The organism is Streptomyces sp. NPDC048196 (assembly GCF_040652715.1).
In the GTDB taxonomy this organism is placed as follows: Bacteria; Actinomycetota; Actinomycetes; order Streptomycetales; family Streptomycetaceae; genus Streptomyces; species Streptomyces siderophoricus.
On record NZ_JBEZMM010000009.1, the window covers coordinates 152,865 to 170,842 of the forward strand.

16 protein-coding genes are annotated in these 17,978 nt (G+C 73.4%); 12 read left to right on the forward strand and 4 right to left on the reverse strand.

What is annotated here, in order from left to right; genetic code table 11:
• Positions 1-4: 4 nt before the first annotated feature.
• The 7 genes from AB0E02_RS13250 (at position 5) to AB0E02_RS13280 (ending at position 7,988) form a co-directional block, all read left to right on the forward strand.
• Entirely contained in the window at positions 5-1,216 is a 1,212-nt protein-coding gene (locus tag AB0E02_RS13250; protein ID WP_201808602.1) for a pyridoxal phosphate-dependent aminotransferase, read from the forward strand.
• A 305-nt stretch (positions 1,217-1,521) separates the two neighbouring features.
• A complete protein-coding gene (gene egtA / locus AB0E02_RS13255; protein ID WP_362138374.1) occupies positions 1,522-2,802 on the forward strand; it encodes an ergothioneine biosynthesis glutamate--cysteine ligase EgtA in 1,281 nt (426 codons plus the stop codon).
• A complete protein-coding gene (gene egtB / locus AB0E02_RS13260; RefSeq protein WP_362138376.1) occupies positions 2,799-4,118 on the forward strand; it encodes an ergothioneine biosynthesis protein EgtB in 1,320 nt (439 codons plus the stop codon). Before egtA ends, egtB begins: the two co-directional genes overlap by 4 nt.
• Positions 4,119-4,155: 37 nt before the next feature.
• Positions 4,156-4,911, forward strand: a complete 756-nt coding sequence (gene egtC / locus AB0E02_RS13265; protein ID WP_362138378.1) for an ergothioneine biosynthesis protein EgtC — start codon at positions 4,156-4,158, stop codon at positions 4,909-4,911.
• Positions 4,908-5,870: an L-histidine N(alpha)-methyltransferase gene (gene egtD, locus AB0E02_RS13270; protein WP_362138380.1), complete on the forward strand. Its 963-nt coding sequence runs from the start codon at positions 4,908-4,910 to the stop codon at positions 5,868-5,870. Before egtC ends, egtD begins: the two co-directional genes overlap by 4 nt.
• A gap of 141 nt (positions 5,871-6,011) precedes the next feature.
• Positions 6,012-6,953, forward strand: a complete 942-nt coding sequence (locus AB0E02_RS13275) for a phosphatidylinositol-specific phospholipase C (RefSeq protein ID WP_362138382.1) — start codon at positions 6,012-6,014, stop codon at positions 6,951-6,953.
• Between the two features lie 36 nt (positions 6,954-6,989).
• Positions 6,990-7,988 (forward strand): serine protease, encoded by a 999-nt coding sequence (locus AB0E02_RS13280; RefSeq protein WP_362138385.1) that lies wholly within the window; start codon positions 6,990-6,992, stop codon positions 7,986-7,988.
• On the opposite strand, the gene AB0E02_RS13285 is transcribed toward AB0E02_RS13280, so the two are convergent.
• Complete coding sequence (locus AB0E02_RS13285; protein ID WP_362138387.1) at positions 7,960-8,994, reverse strand: phosphatidylinositol-specific phospholipase C domain-containing protein; 1,035 nt, start codon at positions 8,992-8,994, stop codon at positions 7,960-7,962. The two genes, AB0E02_RS13280 and AB0E02_RS13285, sit on opposite strands and share 29 nt — an antisense overlap.
• Positions 8,995-9,169: 175 nt before the next feature.
• On the opposite strand from AB0E02_RS13285, the gene AB0E02_RS13290 reads away from it, so the two are divergent.
• Positions 9,170-9,688, forward strand: a complete 519-nt coding sequence (locus tag AB0E02_RS13290) for a DUF2165 domain-containing protein (RefSeq protein ID WP_030412134.1) — start codon at positions 9,170-9,172, stop codon at positions 9,686-9,688.
• A 34-nt stretch (positions 9,689-9,722) separates the two neighbouring features.
• Here the strand turns inward: AB0E02_RS13290 and AB0E02_RS13295 are convergent, their stop codons facing one another.
• Together AB0E02_RS13295 and AB0E02_RS13300 are read right to left on the reverse strand one after the other, a co-directional pair.
• The gene (locus tag AB0E02_RS13295) at positions 9,723-10,892 is read right to left on the reverse strand and encodes an FAD-dependent monooxygenase (protein WP_362138389.1); all 1,170 of its coding nucleotides are present in this window, start codon (positions 10,890-10,892) and stop codon (positions 9,723-9,725) included.
• Positions 10,893-11,042: 150 nt separating this feature from the next.
• Positions 11,043-14,237, reverse strand: coding sequence for a cytochrome P450 (locus AB0E02_RS13300; RefSeq protein ID WP_362138391.1), 3,195 nt, complete (start codon positions 14,235-14,237; stop codon positions 11,043-11,045).
• 105 nt (positions 14,238-14,342) lie between these two features.
• Between AB0E02_RS13300 and AB0E02_RS13305 the strand changes: the two genes are divergently transcribed.
• The 4 genes from AB0E02_RS13305 to AB0E02_RS13320 all read left to right on the forward strand — a co-directional run bounded on the left by AB0E02_RS13305 (position 14,343) and on the right by AB0E02_RS13320 (position 17,435).
• On the forward strand, positions 14,343-15,050 hold the full coding sequence (locus AB0E02_RS13305; RefSeq protein ID WP_362138393.1) for a PAS domain-containing protein: 708 nt from the start codon (positions 14,343-14,345) through the stop codon (positions 15,048-15,050).
• Between the two features lie 34 nt (positions 15,051-15,084).
• Positions 15,085-15,546: a universal stress protein gene (locus AB0E02_RS13310; protein WP_362138395.1), complete on the forward strand. Its 462-nt coding sequence runs from the start codon at positions 15,085-15,087 to the stop codon at positions 15,544-15,546.
• A gap of 93 nt (positions 15,547-15,639) precedes the next feature.
• Positions 15,640-15,855, forward strand: coding sequence for a dodecin (locus tag AB0E02_RS13315; protein ID WP_030412139.1), 216 nt, complete (start codon positions 15,640-15,642; stop codon positions 15,853-15,855).
• Between the two features lie 140 nt (positions 15,856-15,995).
• The gene (locus tag AB0E02_RS13320) at positions 15,996-17,435 is read left to right on the forward strand and encodes an amino acid permease (RefSeq protein WP_362138398.1); all 1,440 of its coding nucleotides are present in this window, start codon (positions 15,996-15,998) and stop codon (positions 17,433-17,435) included.
• 95 nt (positions 17,436-17,530) lie between these two features.
• Here the strand turns inward: AB0E02_RS13320 and AB0E02_RS13325 are convergent, their stop codons facing one another.
• Positions 17,531-17,929, reverse strand: a complete 399-nt coding sequence (locus AB0E02_RS13325; RefSeq protein ID WP_362138464.1) for a hypothetical protein — start codon at positions 17,927-17,929, stop codon at positions 17,531-17,533.
• Between the last annotated feature and the right edge of the window lie 49 nt (positions 17,930-17,978).

Consider the following 17,978-nt stretch of genomic DNA (forward strand, 5'->3'; position numbering starts at 1 on the left):
CCGCATGCAGTTCAAGCAGTCCAGCAAGATGGCCGACGTCTGCTACGAGATCCGCGGACCGGTGATCGAGCACGCGGACGCGCTGGAGGAGGCCGGGCACAGCGTGCTGCGGCTGAACACCGGCAATCCCGCGCTGTTCGGCTTCGAATGCCCCGAGGAGATCCTGCAGGACGTGATGCGCAACCTCTCCCGCGCACACGGCTACACCGAGTCCCGGGGCATCCTCTCGGCCCGCCGCGCGGTGGCCCAGCACTACCAGGAGAACGGCCTGCCGGACGTCGGCGTCGACGACATCTACCTCGGCAACGGTGTCTCCGAACTCGTCTCGATGGCGGTCCAGGCGCTGCTCGACGACGGTGACGAGGTCCTCATCCCGGCCCCGGACTTCCCGCTCTGGACGGCCGTCACCACCCTAGCCGGCGGCAAGGCCGTGCACTACCTCTGCGACGAGTCCGCGGACTGGCTGCCGGACCTCGACGACCTCGCCTCGAAGATCACCGACCGGACCCGGGCGATGGTCATCATCAACCCCAACAACCCGACCGGCGCGGTCTATCCGCGCGAGCTGCTGGAGGGCATGCTCGACCTCGCCCGGCGCCACCAGCTGATGGTCTTCGCCGACGAGATCTACGACCGGATCCTCTACGACGACGAGGTCCACCACCACGCCGCGGTGCTCGCCCCGGACCTGGTCTGCCTGACCTTCAGCGGGCTGTCCAAGTCCTACCGGGTGGCCGGCTTCCGCTCCGGCTGGCTGGTGGTCTCCGGCCCCAAGCAGCACGCCGCCGACTACCTGGAGGGCCTGGGCACCCTCGCCTCGATGCGGCTGTGCCCGAACGCGCCCGCGCAGTACGCCATCCAGGCGGCGCTGGGCGGCCGGCAGTCCATCAAGGACCTGGTGCTGCCGGGCGGCCGGCTGCGCGAGCAGCGCGACGTGGCCTGGGAGCGGCTCAACGAGATCCCGGGCGTCTCCTGCGTCAAGCCCAGGGGCGCGCTCTACGCCTTCCCGCGCCTCGACCCGGCCGTCCACAAGATCCATGACGACGAGAAGTTCGTGCTGGACCTCCTGCTGCGGGAGAAGATCCAGGTCGTCCAGGGCACCGGCTTCAACTGGCCGCGCCCGGACCACTTCCGCATCCTCACCCTGCCGCACGCCGACGACCTCGACGCCGCCATCCGCCGGATCGGCCGATTCCTGGCCGGATACCGCCAGTGACGCCCGGGGGCCGGCAGCGGCCCCCGGTTCACCCGAACGGCGGCACCCCTCCCCCGCCGCCGTCCGCCGCCCGCCGGTCCGGCCCACGGCCGTGGCCAGCGGCGGGAAGGGCCTCCCGGCGCCGTCCGGGCGGCCCGGCACCGTCCGGCGGCCCCTCGGTCCGGACGGCCCGACCGCCCGGCGACGGGCCGTCCTGCCCCGCGGGACAACCGCACGGAATCGAACGCGCCCTTGAGCCCGTCGGCCGCAGCCGATTAGGTGGAGGGCGGCACCTCACGCCGCCACCCGACGAGGGAGGGGATTCCATGTCCGTTCGGCCCGCGCTATCGGAAGCGGAGCTTGAAGCGCATCTGCACGGCATTTGCTTCAAGACGGGTCCGCCGCGCCGTATCGGCGTCGAGCTGGAGTGGCTGGTCCACGACGCGTACCACCCCCGATGTCCGGTCGAACCCGACCGGCTGCGGCACGCGGCCACCGTCCTGCGACAGCTCCCCCTCTCCTCGCTCCTGACCTTCGAACCCGGCGGCCAGCTGGAGCTCAGCTCGCTGCCCGCCACCTCCCTGCGCGCCTGCATCGAGGCCGTGTCGGCCGATCTCGCGCTGGTCCGCCCGGCCGTGCGGGCCCTGGGCCTGGGTCTGGCCGGCCACGGCCACAACCCCTGGCACCCCCCGCGCCGGGTCCTGACCGACCCCCGCTACAACGCCATGGAGGCGTACTTCGACCGCTGGGGCCCGGCCGGGCGCTCCATGATGTGCGGCACCGCCTCCGTGCAGGTGTGCGTGGACGCCGGCCACGAGGAGCCGGGCCCGCTCGGGCTCGGCCGGCGCTGGCTGCTGGCCCATCTGCTGGGCGCCGTGCTGACCGCGGCGTTCGCCAACTCACCGACCAGCGAAGGATGTCCCACGGGCTACCGCACCACCCGCCAGGTCGTGTGGTCCCAGCTCGACCCGGCACGCACCCTCGCCCCGCCGCCGGGCCCCGACCCGCGCACCGCATGGGCGGCGTACGTCCTGGACGCACCGGTGATGTGCATCCGCGCCGAGCACGGGCCCTGGGACGCGCCGGAGGGGCTCACCTTCCGCGAATGGGTCCGCACCGGCGTCCCCAGACCCCCGACCCAGGAGGACCTCGACTACCACGTCACCACCCTCTTCCCGCCCGTCCGGCCGCGCGGCCACCTGGAGCTGCGCATGATCGACGCCCAGCCCGGCGAGACCGGGTGGACCGTCCCGCTGGCCGTCACGGCCGCGCTGTTCGACGACCCGGAGGCCACCGAGCGCGCCTACCGCATCGTCAAACCGCTGGCGGAGACCGCCGGTTCGCGCCCCGCGCCGCGCAATCCGCTGTGGCGGCGGGCCGCCCGCGCCGGACTGACCGACCCGGAGCTGCACGCCGCGGCGGTGGCCTGTTTCGCCGCCGCGCAGGAGGCGCTGCCCCGGATCGGCGCGCCGCCCGAGGTGTGTGCCGCGGTCGCGGCGTTCACCGAGCGGTACGTGGCCCGCGGGCGCTGCCCCGCGGACGACCATCTCGACGCCCTGTACGCCGCGGAGGGCGAACTCCTCCTGGGGAAGGAAGGCCGGCAGTGACCACCGATCCCGAGCTCCTTCGTGAACGGGCCGCCTCGGCGCTGCTCGCCGCCCGCGACCGCACCCGTCTGCTCACCACCTGCGTCGAGCACCCCGACCTCGTCGCCCAGCACTCCCCCCTGATGTCCCCGCTGGTGTGGGACCTGGCCCACATCGGCAATCAGGAGGAGCAGTGGCTGCTGCGCACCGTCGGCGGCCGGGAGGCGCTGCGGCCGGACATCGACTCCGTCTACGACGCCTTCGAGCACCCGCGGGCCGAACGCCCCTCGCTGCCGCTGTTGCCGCCCGACGAGGCGCACGGCTATGTCGCCGAGGTCCGCGGCCGGGTGCTGGACGTCCTGGAGCGCACCCCGCTGCACGGCGGTCCGCTGCTGGACGCGGGTTTCGCGTTCGGCATGATCGCCCAGCACGAGCAGCAGCACGACGAGACCATGCTCATCACGCACCAGCTGCGCCGCGGCCCCGCCGTGCTCACCGCACCCGAACCGCCGCCCGCCCCCGACGACCTGCTGCCGTCCGAAGTCCTCGTGCCCGGCGGGCGGTTCACCATGGGCACCTCCGCCGAACCCTGGGCGCTGGACAACGAGCGGCCCGCGCACCACCGGCTCCTGCCGGCGTTCCTGATCGACACCACACCGGTCAGCAACGGTGCCTACCAGCGGTTCATCGAGGACGGCGGCTATCAGGAGCCGCGCTGGTGGGCGGCCGAGGGCTGGGCGCAGGTCCAGCAGCACAAGCTGCGCGCCCCGCTGTTCTGGAAGCGGGACGGCGGCCAGTGGCTGCGCCGCAGGTTCGGGGTGACCGAGCCGGTCCCGCCGGACGAGCCGGTGCTGCACGTCAGCTGGTACGAGGCGGACGCCTACGCCCGCTGGGCCGGACGGCGGCTGCCGACCGAGGCCGAGTGGGAGAAGGCCGCCCGGTTCGACCCGGCCACCGGCCGGTCGATGCGCTACCCGTGGGGTGACGAGGACCCCACGCCGGAGCGCGCCAACCTCGGCCAGCGGCATCTGCGCCCCGCCTCCGTGGGCAGCTATCCGGAGGGCGCGTCACCGCTCGGTGTCCGGCAGCTGATCGGCGATGTGTGGGAGTGGACGGCGAGCAACTTCCTGCCGTATCCGGGCTTCGCCGCCTTCCCCTACCGGGAGTACTCGGAGGTGTTCTTCGGCGACGGGCACAAGGTGCTGCGCGGCGGTTCCTTCGCCGTCGACCCGGTCGCCTGCCGGGGCACGTTCCGCAACTGGGACCTGCCGGTCCGGCGGCAGATCTTCTCCGGGTTCCGCACCGCCCGGGACGCCGGCCCGGAGGGGGACGCATGAGGCCGGCGACAGCGGTGTCCGGGGAGGCGGTCGGCTGATGTGCCGTCATATCGCTTACGTGGGGCCGCCGGTGGCCTTCGGGCAGATCGTGCTGGAGCCGCCGCACGGCCTGTACCGGCAGTCGTGGGCGCCGCGCCACCAGAAGCACGGCACGGTCAACGCGGACGGGTTCGGCGTCGGCTGGTACGCACCGGGCGACCCGGTCCCGGCGCGCTACCGCCGGGCCGGGCCGATCTGGGCCGACGACCAACTGCCCGACCTGGCCCGGGTGGTGCGCACCGGCGCGCTGCTGGCAGCCGTGCGGGACGCCACCGTGGCCGGGCCGGACGCCGAGGCGGCGGCCGCGCCGTTCGCCGGGGAGGGCCACCTGTTCAGTCACAACGGTGCGGTGGCCGGCTGGCCGGACTCCCTCGCACCGCTGGCCGCCGGGCTGCCGCCGGCGGAGCTGCTGCGCCTCCAGGCGCGCTGCGACGCGGCGTTCGTCTGGGCGCTGGTGCGGCACCGGCTGGTCCGCGGCGACGAACTGGGGGACGCGCTGGCCGACACCGTCGCGGCCGTCGCCGGGGCCGCGCCCGGCTCCCGGCTCAACCTGCTGCTGACCGACGGCACCACCATCGCCGCCACCTCCTGGGGCGACACCCTCTACCACCTGGCCATTCCGGGCGGCGGCCGGGTGGTCGCCGCCGAACCCTACGACGATTCCCCCCACTGGACCGAGGTCCCCGACCGCACCCTGCTGCGCGCCACCCCGGCCGACGTCCATCTCACCCCGCTCAAGGAGCCCGCCACGTGAGCCCCCTCAGCATCACCCGCAACCTCCCTGTCGACGCCACCGCGGCCGCGCTGCGCGCCGATGTCGCCCAGGGCCTGTCCGCCACGCCCAAACAGCTGCCGCCCAAGTGGTTCTACGACGCCCGCGGCAGCGACCTCTTCGAAGAGATCACCACCCTGCCCGACTACTACCCGACCCGCGCCGAACGGGAGATCCTGCTCACCCGCGCCGACCACATCGCCGCGGCCACCAACGCCCGCACCCTGATCGAGCTGGGCTCCGGGTCGTCCGACAAGACCCGCCACCTCATCGGCGCGCTGACCGGACTGCACACCTACGTGCCGGTCGACGTCAGCGAGTCCGCGCTGACCGCGGCGGGCGAGGCGCTGCTCGCCGGGCATCCCGGCCTGACCGTGCACGCCCTGGTCGCCGACTTCCAGCAGGGCATGGCGCTGCCCGAGACGCCCGGCCCGCGGCTGCTGGCGTTCCTCGGCGGCACCATCGGCAACCTCCTCCCCGAGGAGCGGGCCGCGTTCCTCACGTCCGTGCACGACCTGCTGTCCCCGGGCGACGCCCTGCTGCTCGGCACCGACCTGGTCAAGGACGAGGCGACGCTGGTCGCCGCGTACGACGACCCGCAGGGCGTCACGGCCGCGTTCAACAAGAACGTCCTCCAGGTCATCAACCGCGAGCTCGACGGCGACTTCGATCCGGCGGACTTCGACCACGTCGCGGTGTGGAACGCCGCGGAGGAGTGGATCGAGATGCGGCTGCGGGCGCGCCGGGACATGACCGTGAAGATCCCCGGCGTGGACCTGGCCGTGCCCTTCGCGGCCGGTGAGGACATCCGCACGGAGATCTCGGCCAAGTTCCGCCAGGAGGGCGTGCGGGCCGAACTCGCCGCCGCTCGGCTGGAGTTGACCAACTGGTGGACGGACAGCGCGGGCCGCTTCGCGCTGTCGCTCGCGTTCCGTGCCTGATACCGCCTGGTAGGGACGGATACGTACGAGGACGGTTCCGGCCGGTGTGCCCTCGGGTGCGCCGGCCGGGTGCCGTCCGCGCGGGCGGTGTGGTTCCATGCCGCGGACGCACGTTCGCATTCGACGGGCAGGGGTGGCGGCATGGGGCTGGGGCTCGATCGGCGGGGGTTTCTCAGGGGCGCGGCCGGGCTGTCGGCCGCCGGGGTGCTGGCGGGTGCCGGCAGCGGGCGGTCCACGGCCGGTGCGGCCGAGCGCAGGACGGCCGGGCGCCGCGCGCTGTCCGTGCAGGACTGGATGTCCGCGCTCCCGGACGCCACTCCCCTGGCGCGCCTGACGATCCCCGGTACGCACGACTCCGGAGCCCGGTACGGCGGCCCCTGGGTGGCCTGCCAGAACACTGCCGTCGACGCCCAGCTGGCGGCCGGCATCCGCTTCCTGGACGTCCGCTGCCGGGCCATCGACAACGTCTTCGCCATCCACCACGGCGCGTTCTACCAGCAGTTGATGTTCGGCGACGTGCTCAATGCCTGCCGGGCGTTCCTCGCGGCCCACCCGTCCGAGACGGTGCTGATGCGGGTCAAGCAGGAGTACTCGGAGGTCTCCGCCGAGGAGTTCCGCCGGATCTTCGTCAGCTACCTGGACGACAAGGGCTACCGCTCGCTGTTCCGGCTGGACGCCGGGCTGCCCGCGCTGGGTGAGGCGCGCGGCAGGGTCGTCCTGCTGGCGGACTCCGACGGCCTCGGCGGGGTCCGGTACGGCGATCCCCAGGTCTTTGACATCCAGGACGACTACATGGCCGAGCCGTTCGGGAAGTGGCCGAAGATCGAGGCGCAGTTCCGCAAGGCCGTCGCACAGCCCGGCAAGCTCTTCGTCAACTACGTCAGCACCGCCGCGCTGCTCCCCCCGCGCTCCAACGCCGACCGCCTCAACCCGCAGGTCAAGACGCTGCTGGCGGGTGCGGAGGGCAGCGGCTGGACGGGCCTGGGCATCGTCCCGATGGACTTCCCGAACGAGTTCGACCTGGCCGGGGCGCTGATCCGGCACAACCCGGGCCTCCGGTTCACCCGACCGGCCCCGCGGTAGGCGTCCGGACGGCCGTCCTGCCGCAGACTGAGGGACATGTCCCGTTCCGGACGGCCCGGTGTCCCGCAGCGGCTGCCGGTGGCTCTCGGGCTGCTCACCGTGGTCGTGGGCAGTACGGCACTGACGCTGGGCCTGCCCGCCCGCGATCCGTACCTGGCCGCGGGGGACAGCACGACCGGCTCGTACCTGGCCACCCGCGCGGACGGCGACCAGGCCGCCGCCGCGCTGCTCGCCGGACCGTACCGGGAGCGGCCGGGCCCGCCGGTGGCCGCCTTGCGCAGCGGCCGGACCGGCGGCGGGGCGGCGGCCGCGCTGCCGGCGTCCCGGCCGCCGGTGGCCGTCCCCGCGGCCCCGTCCCCGGTGATCGGCGCGCTGTTCTCGCCCGGCGACGACGGCGATCCGGCGCACCACTGCACGGCGAGCGTGGTGCACTCCCCCGACGCCGACCTGATCGCCACCGCCGCGCACTGCGTGCACGACGGCGGGTTCCGCACCCGGCTGGTGTTCGTGCCCGGCCTGCACGACGCGATCGCGCCGTACGGGCTGTGGGTGCCCACCCGCATCCACGTCGACCCCCGCTGGATCAGCGACCGGGACCCGGACCACGACGTGGCGTTCCTGCGGGTGCGCCGGGCCGGGCAGGGCGGCGGCCGGATAGAGGACCTCACCGGCGCCGAACGGATCCGGTTCGGCGCGCCGGCCGGGCGCCCGGCGCTGCTGACCGGCTACCCCGCCGACCGGGACGCCCCGGTCAGCTGCCGGCGCACCGCCGAGGCCCAGGGCCCGAACCAACTGCGCTTCGACTGCCCCGGTTTCCCGAACGGCACCAGCGGCGGGCCCTGGCTCACCGACCTCGATCCGGCCACCGGCACCGGAGCGCTGATCGGGGTGATCGGCGGGCTCGACGAGGGCGGCGACGACTACGTCTCGTACAGCAGCCGGTTCGGTGCGGACGTGGCCGGGCTCTACCGGCGGGCCACCGCGGAGCCGGGCCCCACGCCGGGCGTCAGGCCCCGCGCGACACCACGGTCTTGAGGACGGACGGCAGCGGGTACCAGTCGGCGGTGGCGAAACTGGCGTGCGCGGCGGCGAGTTGGCCGACCCGGGCGAGCGCCTGTTCCTCGGTCGGGTGGGTGGCGTCGATGGCCGGCGGCACGTTGTGCGCGTCGGTCATGATGAGGAGGTAGTGCCGGCGGTCGTACCAGGCGGTGTCGATGGTGCCGTTCAGGTAGGTCGCGGCGTCGCCGTCGAAGACCACGAAATACGGGCGCAGCGCCGGGTCCTGGTAGCGCTCGCGCGGGTCGCCGGCGGCCGCGCCGTGCACCGCGGGGAAGGCCACCGACTGCGCGAGCTTGCCCTGTGCGGCGAGGTCCTTGAGGTGGGTGGCGTACTCGACGTCGGTCCAGAGCTTGTCGAGCGGGTTGTTCTCCTCGACGGTGCCCGGTATCAGCTCGAACAGGAACTTTCCGGCCAGGGCGTCGCGTCCGGGCCAGCCGCCGGCCCGGACCGCCTCGTCGGGCGTGCCGTGGCCCGCGGTGAGGTCACCGGGGCCGTAGACGGCATCGCCGAGCTTCTGCCGCACCAGGGCGTCGAACTCGGCCGGGCCGCGCCCGCCCTTGGCGTTGAAGCCGTCCTTGAGCTCGACCTTGAAGAGGATGGGGCGGTGGCCGGGGTGGGCGTCGTGCCAGGCCTTCATGTCGGCGAGGCAGCCGGCGAAGTCCTTGTTGACTTCCTTGGTGCGCAGTTCGGAGGCGTTCGCCGCGCCCGCGCAGTTGCTGTTGTTGCCGATCGGGTTGCTGTGGCTGACCCGCCAGGACCGGCCGAACCCGTTGGTCCACAGGTCGAGTTCGAGCAGCGCGGCGCCGGAGTCCAGCGCGTCCGCGAAGTAGGGGTACTTCTCCTTGTCGTAGGCGTTGTGGACGCCCACGGACGTGCTGGTGCCGTACGTCAGACCGGCCGGCTCGGCGCCCGCCGGGGCGGACACCGCCACCACCGCGGCCGCCGCCGCGGCGACCGTCCCCACACACCGCTTCCCGTTCATGTTCCCCGCTTTCCGTGGTCCCTCGGCGCCCGTCCGGTCAGCCCCGGACGCCGTTCGGCCGGCCGGGCGGCCGGTCGATCGGGGAGCAGCGTACGGGGAGTTGGGACGGGTGGGGACCACGGGGTCGGTGACGATAAGGGAAACTCCCCTTACTTGACCGACTTGGGGAGGCCCCATGGCCGACAATCACGCAACCGGCCGGCTGCCGCGTACCGGACAGCCACTCGTCGCAACGGTGCTCACGGGCACGGTCGCGCTCTATCTGGCGCTCGTCGCCTTCGGCAACATCACCGACTTCGGCACCAATCAGCAGTTCGTCCAGCACGTCCTGGCGATGGACACCACGTTCAAGGACCCGGACCTGATGTGGCGGGCCGTCACTTCGAAGGGGCTCCAGAACGCCGCGTACGTGGCGATCATCGCCTGGGAGAGCGTCACCGCGCTGGTGCTGATAGTGGCGACCGTGCTCTGGCCGCTGGGGCTGCGGCGCGGCGACGTGGCCCGGGCCCGGATGCTGAGCACCGTCGGTCTGCTGATGATGCTGCTGCTGTTCGGCGCGGGCTTTCTGGCGATCGGCGGGGAGTGGTTCTCGATGTGGCAGTCCAAGACCTGGAACGGCCTGGAGGCGGCGACCCGCAACGTGACCCTCGCCGGGGTCGCGCTGCTGGCCGTCCGGCTGCCGTCGGCGCCCTGAACCGTCCGGTGTGCGGCGGGCGGGCGCCGGTGGGTCACCACTCGATCCGGTAGTCCGTGAGCCAGTTGCCGCCGTCCGCGCCGCCGCCTCCGGGGCCGGTGGCGGGGCGGCCGGGGCCGCCGGGGCCGGTGCGGGCGGCCAGGCCGGCGCTGGTCGCGACGACCTTCTCCACCCGTTCGCGGCGCAGCTCTTCGTACGCCGCGAAGGCGGTGCGCGCTTCGGTGTGGTCGCGCAGGCAGCGGGCCAGCACGATGCCGTCCTCGATGGCCATCGAGGCGCCCTGGGCGGCGTTGGGCGCGGCCGCGTGGGCGGCGTCGCCGAGGACGACCTTGGTGTCGTCGTACCAGGTGGGTGTGGTGGCGATGTCGTAGGCGCTGGAGGCGATGACCCGGTCGCCGGTGGCCCGGACGAGGGCGGCGGCCGGGGTGGCGTCGCCGGGGAACCGCGCGGCGACCCGGTCGCGCCACTCGTCGGGGCCGACGGCCTGCAGGGCGGTGCGGTCGCTTTCGTCACCGGGGATGTTGGCGAACCACCAGATCTCCCCGTCGGGGGCGCGGGTGCAGCCGAAGAAGGCCCGGTCGCCGAGGAGCATGGTGTAGGTCTCCGCGGCCACCTCGGCGCCGGTGCCGCCGGCGTCGCGGAGGTAGCCGCAGACCGTGTGCTGGCCGGTGTGGCGCGGCCGGGGGGCGGACGGGTCGATGAGGGTGCGGGTGACGGAGTGCAGTCCGTCCGCGCCGATCAGCAGATCGCCCTCGGCGCGGCTGCCGTCGGCGAAGGCGGCGACCACCCGCCGCCCGCCGGCCGAGGCCACCGTCTCTGCGCCGACCAGCCGTTTCCCGTGGTGCACGGGGATGCCCCGGCGGGCCGCCTCGGCGTGCAGCACCTGGTAGAGGGTGGCCCGCCGCAGGGTGCGCGGGCCGGGGCCGGTCTCGCTGCCGGCGAGGGGCCGCTCACCGACCTTGCTGCCGTCGGGGCCGAACACCGCGATCCGCCGGGCCGGGAAGGAGTGTGCGGCGACCGGGTCGTGGGCGTCGATCACCCGGAGCGCTTCCAGGCCGTTGGCGAAGACGACGAGGAAGGCCCCGACGTCGTCCGCGCCGGTCGGGTACGCCTCAAATACTTCCGCCTCGATGCCCGCCTTGTGCAGCGCCATGGCGGTCACCGCGCCCGCGATGCCGCCGCCGATGATCAGGGCCTTGCTCATGCCGTGGTCCCCCCGGGTGTGCCCCCGCTCGGTCCGCCGGCCGGGTCGCGGGCCGGCGGTGCGGCCACCTCGCCGCACCGCCCACCTTGCCTCCGGCGGGCCGGAAGATCCAGCCCGCCACAGGACGGACGGCCGGGCCGCCGGGCGTGCTCAGCCCGCCGCGTACACGTCCTCGATGTACCGCCCGGAGGCGGTGAGTTCGCGCAGCCAGGCCTCGGACTCCTGGGCCGAGGCGCCGGTGTGCGCGGCGTGCACCTCCCGGAAGGCGGCCCGTACGCCCGGGGCCATCCGGCTGCCGTCGCCGCAGACGTACACCCGGGCCCCGGACTGGAGGAGTTCCCAGACCTCGGCGGCCTCGGCCTTGATGCGGTGCTGGACGAAGCGGTGGCCGTTCTCGGGGCGCTCACTGAAGACGGGGCGGACCGAGAGCACCCCGGCCGCTTCGGCGGCGGCGAACTCCGCGGCGTGCAGGAAGTCGGCCGTGGGGTCGTCGCAGCCGAAGTACAGCCGGGCGGGCGCCTGCTGGCCGGCCGCGACCCGGTCGGCCACGGCGCCCCGGAACGGAGCGAGGCCGGTGCCGGCGGCGACCAGGATGACCGGGGTGTCGTCGGCCGGGTCGAGGCGGAAGGCCTCGCGGCAGGGCTGGACCCGGGCCAGGACCGTGTCGCCGGGGCGCAGTCCGTGCAGATGGGTCGAGCCGGTGCCGCCGGGCAGCAGCGAGACCATCAGTTCGGCGTGCCGGGCGTCGGTGGCCGGCGAGGACGAGATCGAGTAGTGCCGGGTGCGCAGCGGCGGCAGCAGGTCCAGGACCACCGGCCAGGGCAGCGCTCCGCGCAGCGCCGGGTGGGTCTCGATCAGCTCGATCAGGGTGCGCGGGTCGTCCTTGGCGAGGTGTTCCAGGGCCTGTCGCTCGGGCGGGCACGGGTTGTGCGCGGCCAGCACCGCGATCTGCTCCGCGGTCGGCCGTGCCCCCAACTCCAGGTGATGCGTGAGGAGTTGGCGTACGGTCAGGGGCCGATCGACGGGCAGGGTGTCCCGGGCCGGGCGGCGGCCGGAGTGCACGGCCAGCACGGTGTCGAGGTCGGCGCCGAGGGCGCGGGCGGCCCGCTCGACGGCGGCCGGCGCGTTGGCCGGCAGCACGGCGAGGTGGTCGGCGGTGCGGTAGGTGACGCCGTCCGGCAGGGCGAGCCGCAGGAACCGCTTGGGGCGCGGCCAGCCCTCCGCGGTGAGGTCATGGGCCTCGGTGACGGTCAGTTCGGTCAGCTCGTGCCGGGCGGCCAGGGCGTCGAGCGGTCCGCCGGTGAGCTCGGTGACGGTCCAGCCGGTGTCCTCGGCGGCCGGGGCGCCCGCGCCGGTGCCGGCGGGGTCGCCGTAGCGGGTCAGCAGTTCGGTGCGCAGCGCGGCGGTGAACTCCTTGACGGTGCCGCTGAGATCGCCGGAGGCGTCGGCCTCGGCGCGCGGCAGCATCCGGTCGCCGCCGAGCGCGGCCAGCCGGTCGTCGATGAGGGTGGGGACGTGCTGGTAGGTGGCGGCCCAGTTGCGGTCGCCGACGCCGAGGACGGCGAACGGGCGGTCCGCGGCGGCGCCTTCCCCGGCGGTCCGCAGCCAGCGGACGAAGGCGGCCGCGTCGTCGGTGGGCTGTCCGTTGTAGGAGGCGGCGACGATGACGACGGGCCGGTCCGCGGGCAGCCCGTCGGCGCAGGCGTCCAGCGGGGCGACCTCGGTGGCGCAGCCCAGGCCGGTGGCCTCGTCGGCGAGCCGCTCGGCGAACTCGCGGCAGGTGCCGTAGTTGCTGCCGTGCAACAGCAGCAGCCCGGTGCCCTGGACGACGCGGGTGGGCAGGGCGTCGTCGGTGGTGGCGTCGGCCGCGGAGCCGGATCCCGCGGCGCCGCCGGGCAGCACGCCCAGGGCGGCGCGCACCGCGGCCCGGTCGGCGGGCGTGCGGGCGGCCAGCTGGAGGGTGAACCCGTCGGGCTTGAGGGTGAGGGTCTCCTTGATGCGCAGCCGGTAGTCGGCGTGGTCGATCAGCCGGTAGCGGTGGGCGAGCAGGGCGAGCAGCATGGTCGCCTCGTGCAGCGCGAACTGCCGCCCGATGCAGGCGCGTTCACCGGTCCCGAACGGCTTGTAGGCGTGCGGTGAGCGGGCCGCCTCGGCCTCGGGGCTGAAGCGGGACGGGTCGAACAGCTCGGGGTTGTCGCCCCAGCACGGGTCGCGGTGCAGCATCGGGGTGAGCACGGTGACCAGTTGGCCGGCCTTGACCGGGTAGCGGCCGCCGAGCACGGTGTCCTGGCGAGCCTGGCGGGTGAAGGCGGCGGCGGTGGGCCACAGCCGCAGCGCCTCGTTGAGGACCTGCCGGGTGAACGGCAGATGGCCGATGTCCTCGAAGGTCGGGTCCGGGTCGGCCCGGTCGCCCCACAGCTCGTCGGCCTCGCGCTGGACCATGCGCAGCGCCAGCGGGTCCTTGACCAGGTGGTAGAGGGCGAAGGAGAGGGCGCCCGAGGTGGTCTCGTGGCCGGCGATCAGGAAGGTGATGACCTGGTTGCGGATGTTGGCGAGGTCGAGACGGGGGCCGCCGGCCCCGGTGCCGTCCTCCTGCGCGCGGGCGCCGAGCATCAGGCCGAGCAGGTCGTCCTCGCCGGTCTCGCCGCTCGCCGTGCGCGCGGCGATGACCTCGTCGACGACGGAGGCGAGGTGGTCCGCGTCGGCGCGGAACGCCGCATCCTCCGCGGAGTGGTCGGCGTGCGGGTCCCGGGCGAACTTCCGCATGCTCCATTCGAGGCAGCGCACCATCGCCTCGACGAACGGGTGCTGCGAGTCGCCGCGGGAGAACGACTCGAAGTCGAAACCGAAGCCGGCCAGCCCAATGGTGTCCAGCGTCATCCGGGTCATGTCCTCGGCTATGTGCACCGGCGTGCCGTCGGCCACCCGCCGGTCCCAGCTCGCCATGACCCGGCGGGCGACCTTCAGCATCGCCGGGTGGTACGTCCGCATCGAGCCCAGCGCGAACGCCGGCATCAGGACCTCGTGCGCCTTGGCCCAGTTGGGCTCGTCGTTGTAGGCGGTGAACAGACCGTCCCCGGCGAATTCCCGGACGTTCTCCAGGACGACCGACACCCCCTTGGCGAAGCGGGTCTCGTCGGCGGCCTCGGTGACCAGATCCAGCGAGGTGAGGAAGAGCGTCTCGCGCTCGCCGAGCCGGCGCTTGAACACCGGCCCGTGGGTGCGGGCGAGGTCCATGGTCTGCTGGATGGGTGTCGAGGTCATCCCGTCGGCCGTGATGTCGACGACCGGGATGCCGTCATCGGCGGCGCGTTCGGCACTGTGGAGCGCGATGGTGTCGGTCATGTCTCCAGCGTGAGGGGGCCGGTGGGCAACTGTGGCCCGGGCAACTGCATGATTGTGCAGTGGTTTTTCGCTGCTCGCCCTTGCGCGCGGACCGGAGATGGGGCAATGAACATCGGGCACGCCGACAGTGCGCCGGACGGTGACTCCGCCGGCGCCCACCCGCCGTCCTCCGGGCCCGCCCCGGTCGATCCGGCGGGGCCGTACGCGGACGGTCCCTGGCGCAACTACTTCCTGATCCTGCTGGACCGCATCCCGACGCCGATCGCGGTGTGCCGGGCCGACGGCGAGGTGCTGATCGCCAATCCGGCGATGGCCACGCTGTGGGGGGTGGCACCGGGCCAGTTGCGCGGCCGCAACCTGCTGGACCTGTTCCGCCCCCGGGCGAAGGAGCAGTTGCGGCGGATCGAGGAGGCGGTGCGGCTGGGGCGCCGGTCGCGCTACCCGGTCGAGGTGCACTGGCGGTCCGCGGCCGACGGCGCGCAGCGCGAGGGGGAACTGACGGTGGACCCGGTCGGCGACGCGTCCGTCCAGCCACCGGCCCTGCTGGCGCTGCTGCGGGTCACGGAGGGCGCTCCGCCGCCGCGCCCGCGGGCCACGGCGAGCCCGGTGGAGACCCGGATCCTGGCTCTGGCCGCCGGCGGCGCGACGACGGCGGCGATCGGCGCGGCCCTGGGACTGACCGTCGACGGGGTGAACTACCACCTGACCCGGCTGTCCCGCCGCTGGCGGGTGCAGGGCCGGACCGCGCTGGTCGCCAAGGCGTACGTGCTGGGCGTGCTGGCGGCGGACAGCTGGCCACCGGCCCCGGCCTGACCATCAGCACGCGTGTGCGGTTAACCTCCGTGGTGTGGAGGAGAACGCAGCCGCGCGGTTCGAGCGCGGAACGGACGGCCCGAAGGTCATCGTCGTCGGCGTGGACGGCTCCGACTCGTCCTGGCGCGCCGCCGCGTACGCGGCCGGCCTCGCCCGGCGCCAGGGCGCGAAGCTCGTCCTGGTCTACGTCCAGCCGGTGCTGCCGGCCGGGGCGTCGATGGGCGCGCCGGTCGTGGACGCCACCAACGAGGTGGCCGAGGAGCTGATGGCCGAGATCCGCAAGGCCACCGACCGGCTGCAGGGGATCTACGACGTGCGCTGGGAGTTCCACACGCTGCGTGGCGACCCGTACAACGGCATGGTGCAGATGGCCGACGAGCTCACGGCGGACGCCGTGGTGGTGGGCGCCTCGGAGTCGGCCGGGCACCGCATCATGGGCTCGGTCGCGGTCCGCCTGGTCAAGGCGGGGCGCTGGCCGGTCACCGTCGTCCCGTAGCGGCCCCGCGGCGCTCCGCTGGTGGGGTCGGCCGCCCTGAGGCACGGTGGGAGATGGACGGGCGGAGCGCCGCCCCGGCCGAGGGAGACCACCGTGACCGACCGCACGTACCGTGTGACCGACATCGTCGGAACGTCCCAGCAGAGCGTGGACGCGGCGATCAGGAACGGCATCAAGCGCGCCTCGCAGACCCTCCGCAATCTCGACTGGTTCGAGATCACCGAGGTGCGCGGACACCTCGTCGACGGCGAAATCGACCACTACCAGGTCGGCATGAAGGTCGGGTTCCGGCTGGAGGACGCCGATTGACGCCCCGATGACACCCCTCCCGGGTACGTCTCCCGGCGAGTCGCCGCCGTACTAGGGAGTCGCCTTCCTCCGGGGCCCTTCAGGGTCCATGATGATCCGCCGTCGGACCACGACGGAGCGAGCCTACGGAGGGATCCCAGATGGGCCTGCGCGCGGGACAGGGCGTATTGCGCCGCAAACCGATCGAACACATCGAAGAGGCGGAGGGCCCGGCGAGCCAGCAGCTCACCCGGGTGCTGGGGCTGTGGCAGCTGACCGCCATCGGTGTCGGCGGCATCATCGGCGCCGGCATCTTCACGCTCGCCGGCACCGTCGCGAACGAAAAGGCCGGACCCGCGGTCCTGGTCTCCTTCCTCGTCGCGGGGATCGCGAGCGCCGCGGCCGCCTTCTCGTACGCCGAGTTCGCCGGGCTGATCCCGAAGGCGGGGTCGGCCTACACCTATGGCTATGCGGTGCTCGGTGAGGTGGCCGGCTGGTTCATCGGCTGGGACCTGCTGCTGGAGTACACCGCGATCGTCTCGGTCGTCGCGATCGGCATCTCCGGATATTTCAGCTTTCTCCTCGGTGAGCTGGGAGTCCATCTGCCGGCCTGGATGCTCGGCGCGCCGGGGACCGGGCCGGGGCACCGCGTCGACCTCTTCGCGGCGGCGCTCTGCCTGCTGATCGCCTTTCTGCTGACCCTGGGCATCAAGAACGCCGCCCGCTTCGAAACGCTCGTGGTGGGCCTGAAGGTCCTGGTCGTCGTGGTCGTGATCGCGGTCGGCTTCTTCCACATCAACACCGCGAACTACCACCCCTTCTTCCCGTTCGGGGTGAGCGGCGCCTTCACCGGTGCGGCCACCGTCTTCTTCGCGGTCTTCGGCTACGACGCGATGAGCACCGCCGCCGAGGAGTCCACCGACGCCCAGCGCCACATGCCGAAGGCGATCATGTACTCGCTGGCGATCTCGATGGTGCTGTACGTGCTGGCCTGCCTGGTGCTGACGGGCATGCAGAACTACAAGGACATCGACCCGGAGAGCGGCTTCTCGTCGGCGTTCAAGTCGGTGGGCCTGCACGGCCTCGCGGACGTCATCGCGGTCGGCGCGATCATCGGCATCCTGACCGTCATGTTCACCTTCATGCTCGGGGTGACCCGGGTGTGGTTCTCGATGAGCCGGGACGGTCTGCTGCCGAAGTGGTTCGCCAAGACCAGCCCCACCCACCACGTGCCGACCCGGGTGACCTGGATCGTCGGGGCGGCCTCCGCGGCCATCGCCGGATTCCTGCCGATCGGCGAGGCCGCCGAGCTGACGAACATCGGCATCCTGCTGGCGTTCGTGGTGGTCTGCGTGGCGGTCATCGTGCTCCGCTACAAGCGCCCCGAACTGCCGCGCACGTTCCGTACGCCGGGGATGCCGTGGGTGCCGGCGCTCGGGGTGGTGTTCTCCCTCTGGCTGATCACGTTCCTGGCGTGGCAGACCTGGGTGCGGTTCGTGGTCTGGTTCCTCGTCGGCATGGTCATCTACTTCAGCTACTCCCGTCACCACTCGAACCTGGAACGCGCGGAGCAGGAGGGCGCCGGGGGCGAGGCCCGCTGAAGGGCCGGGGCCGGTGGCCGCATCGGTCACCGACCCCGTGCCGGACGTGACCGGACCAGGTCAGGTCAGGTCAGGTCAGGTCAGGTCAGGTCAGGTCAGAAGACGAACGGTCCCGGGGACTGCGGGGACGTGGCCTTGCAGGTGGCCGTGATCCCGAGGACGACGACCTTCAAGGAGGCGGCCTCCAGGCTGTCACCGGAGGCGACGGTGCCCTTGAGGGGGCCGGTGGAGACCGGGCCGCCGGCCGGGATCGCCGGGTTGGCGTTGCCGGTGAACTCGGTCGTTCCGGAACCGTTCTTGGTGAGCGTCAGCGTGGACCGCACCGAGTTCGCGCCGATGTTGAGGGGCGAGCTGATCGCGGACGTCGACACGCTGATGGTGGCGGCGGTGCCGTCCTGGGTGGCGGTGAGCGTGGCCGTACCGGAGCCGTACGAGCCGCAGTCGAAGGCGAGGGTGGCGGTGCCGGGGGTCACCGCGGCCGATGCCGGGGCCATCGCGAGGGTGCCGGCGACGGCGATCGCGAGGCCGACGGCGGTACGCACG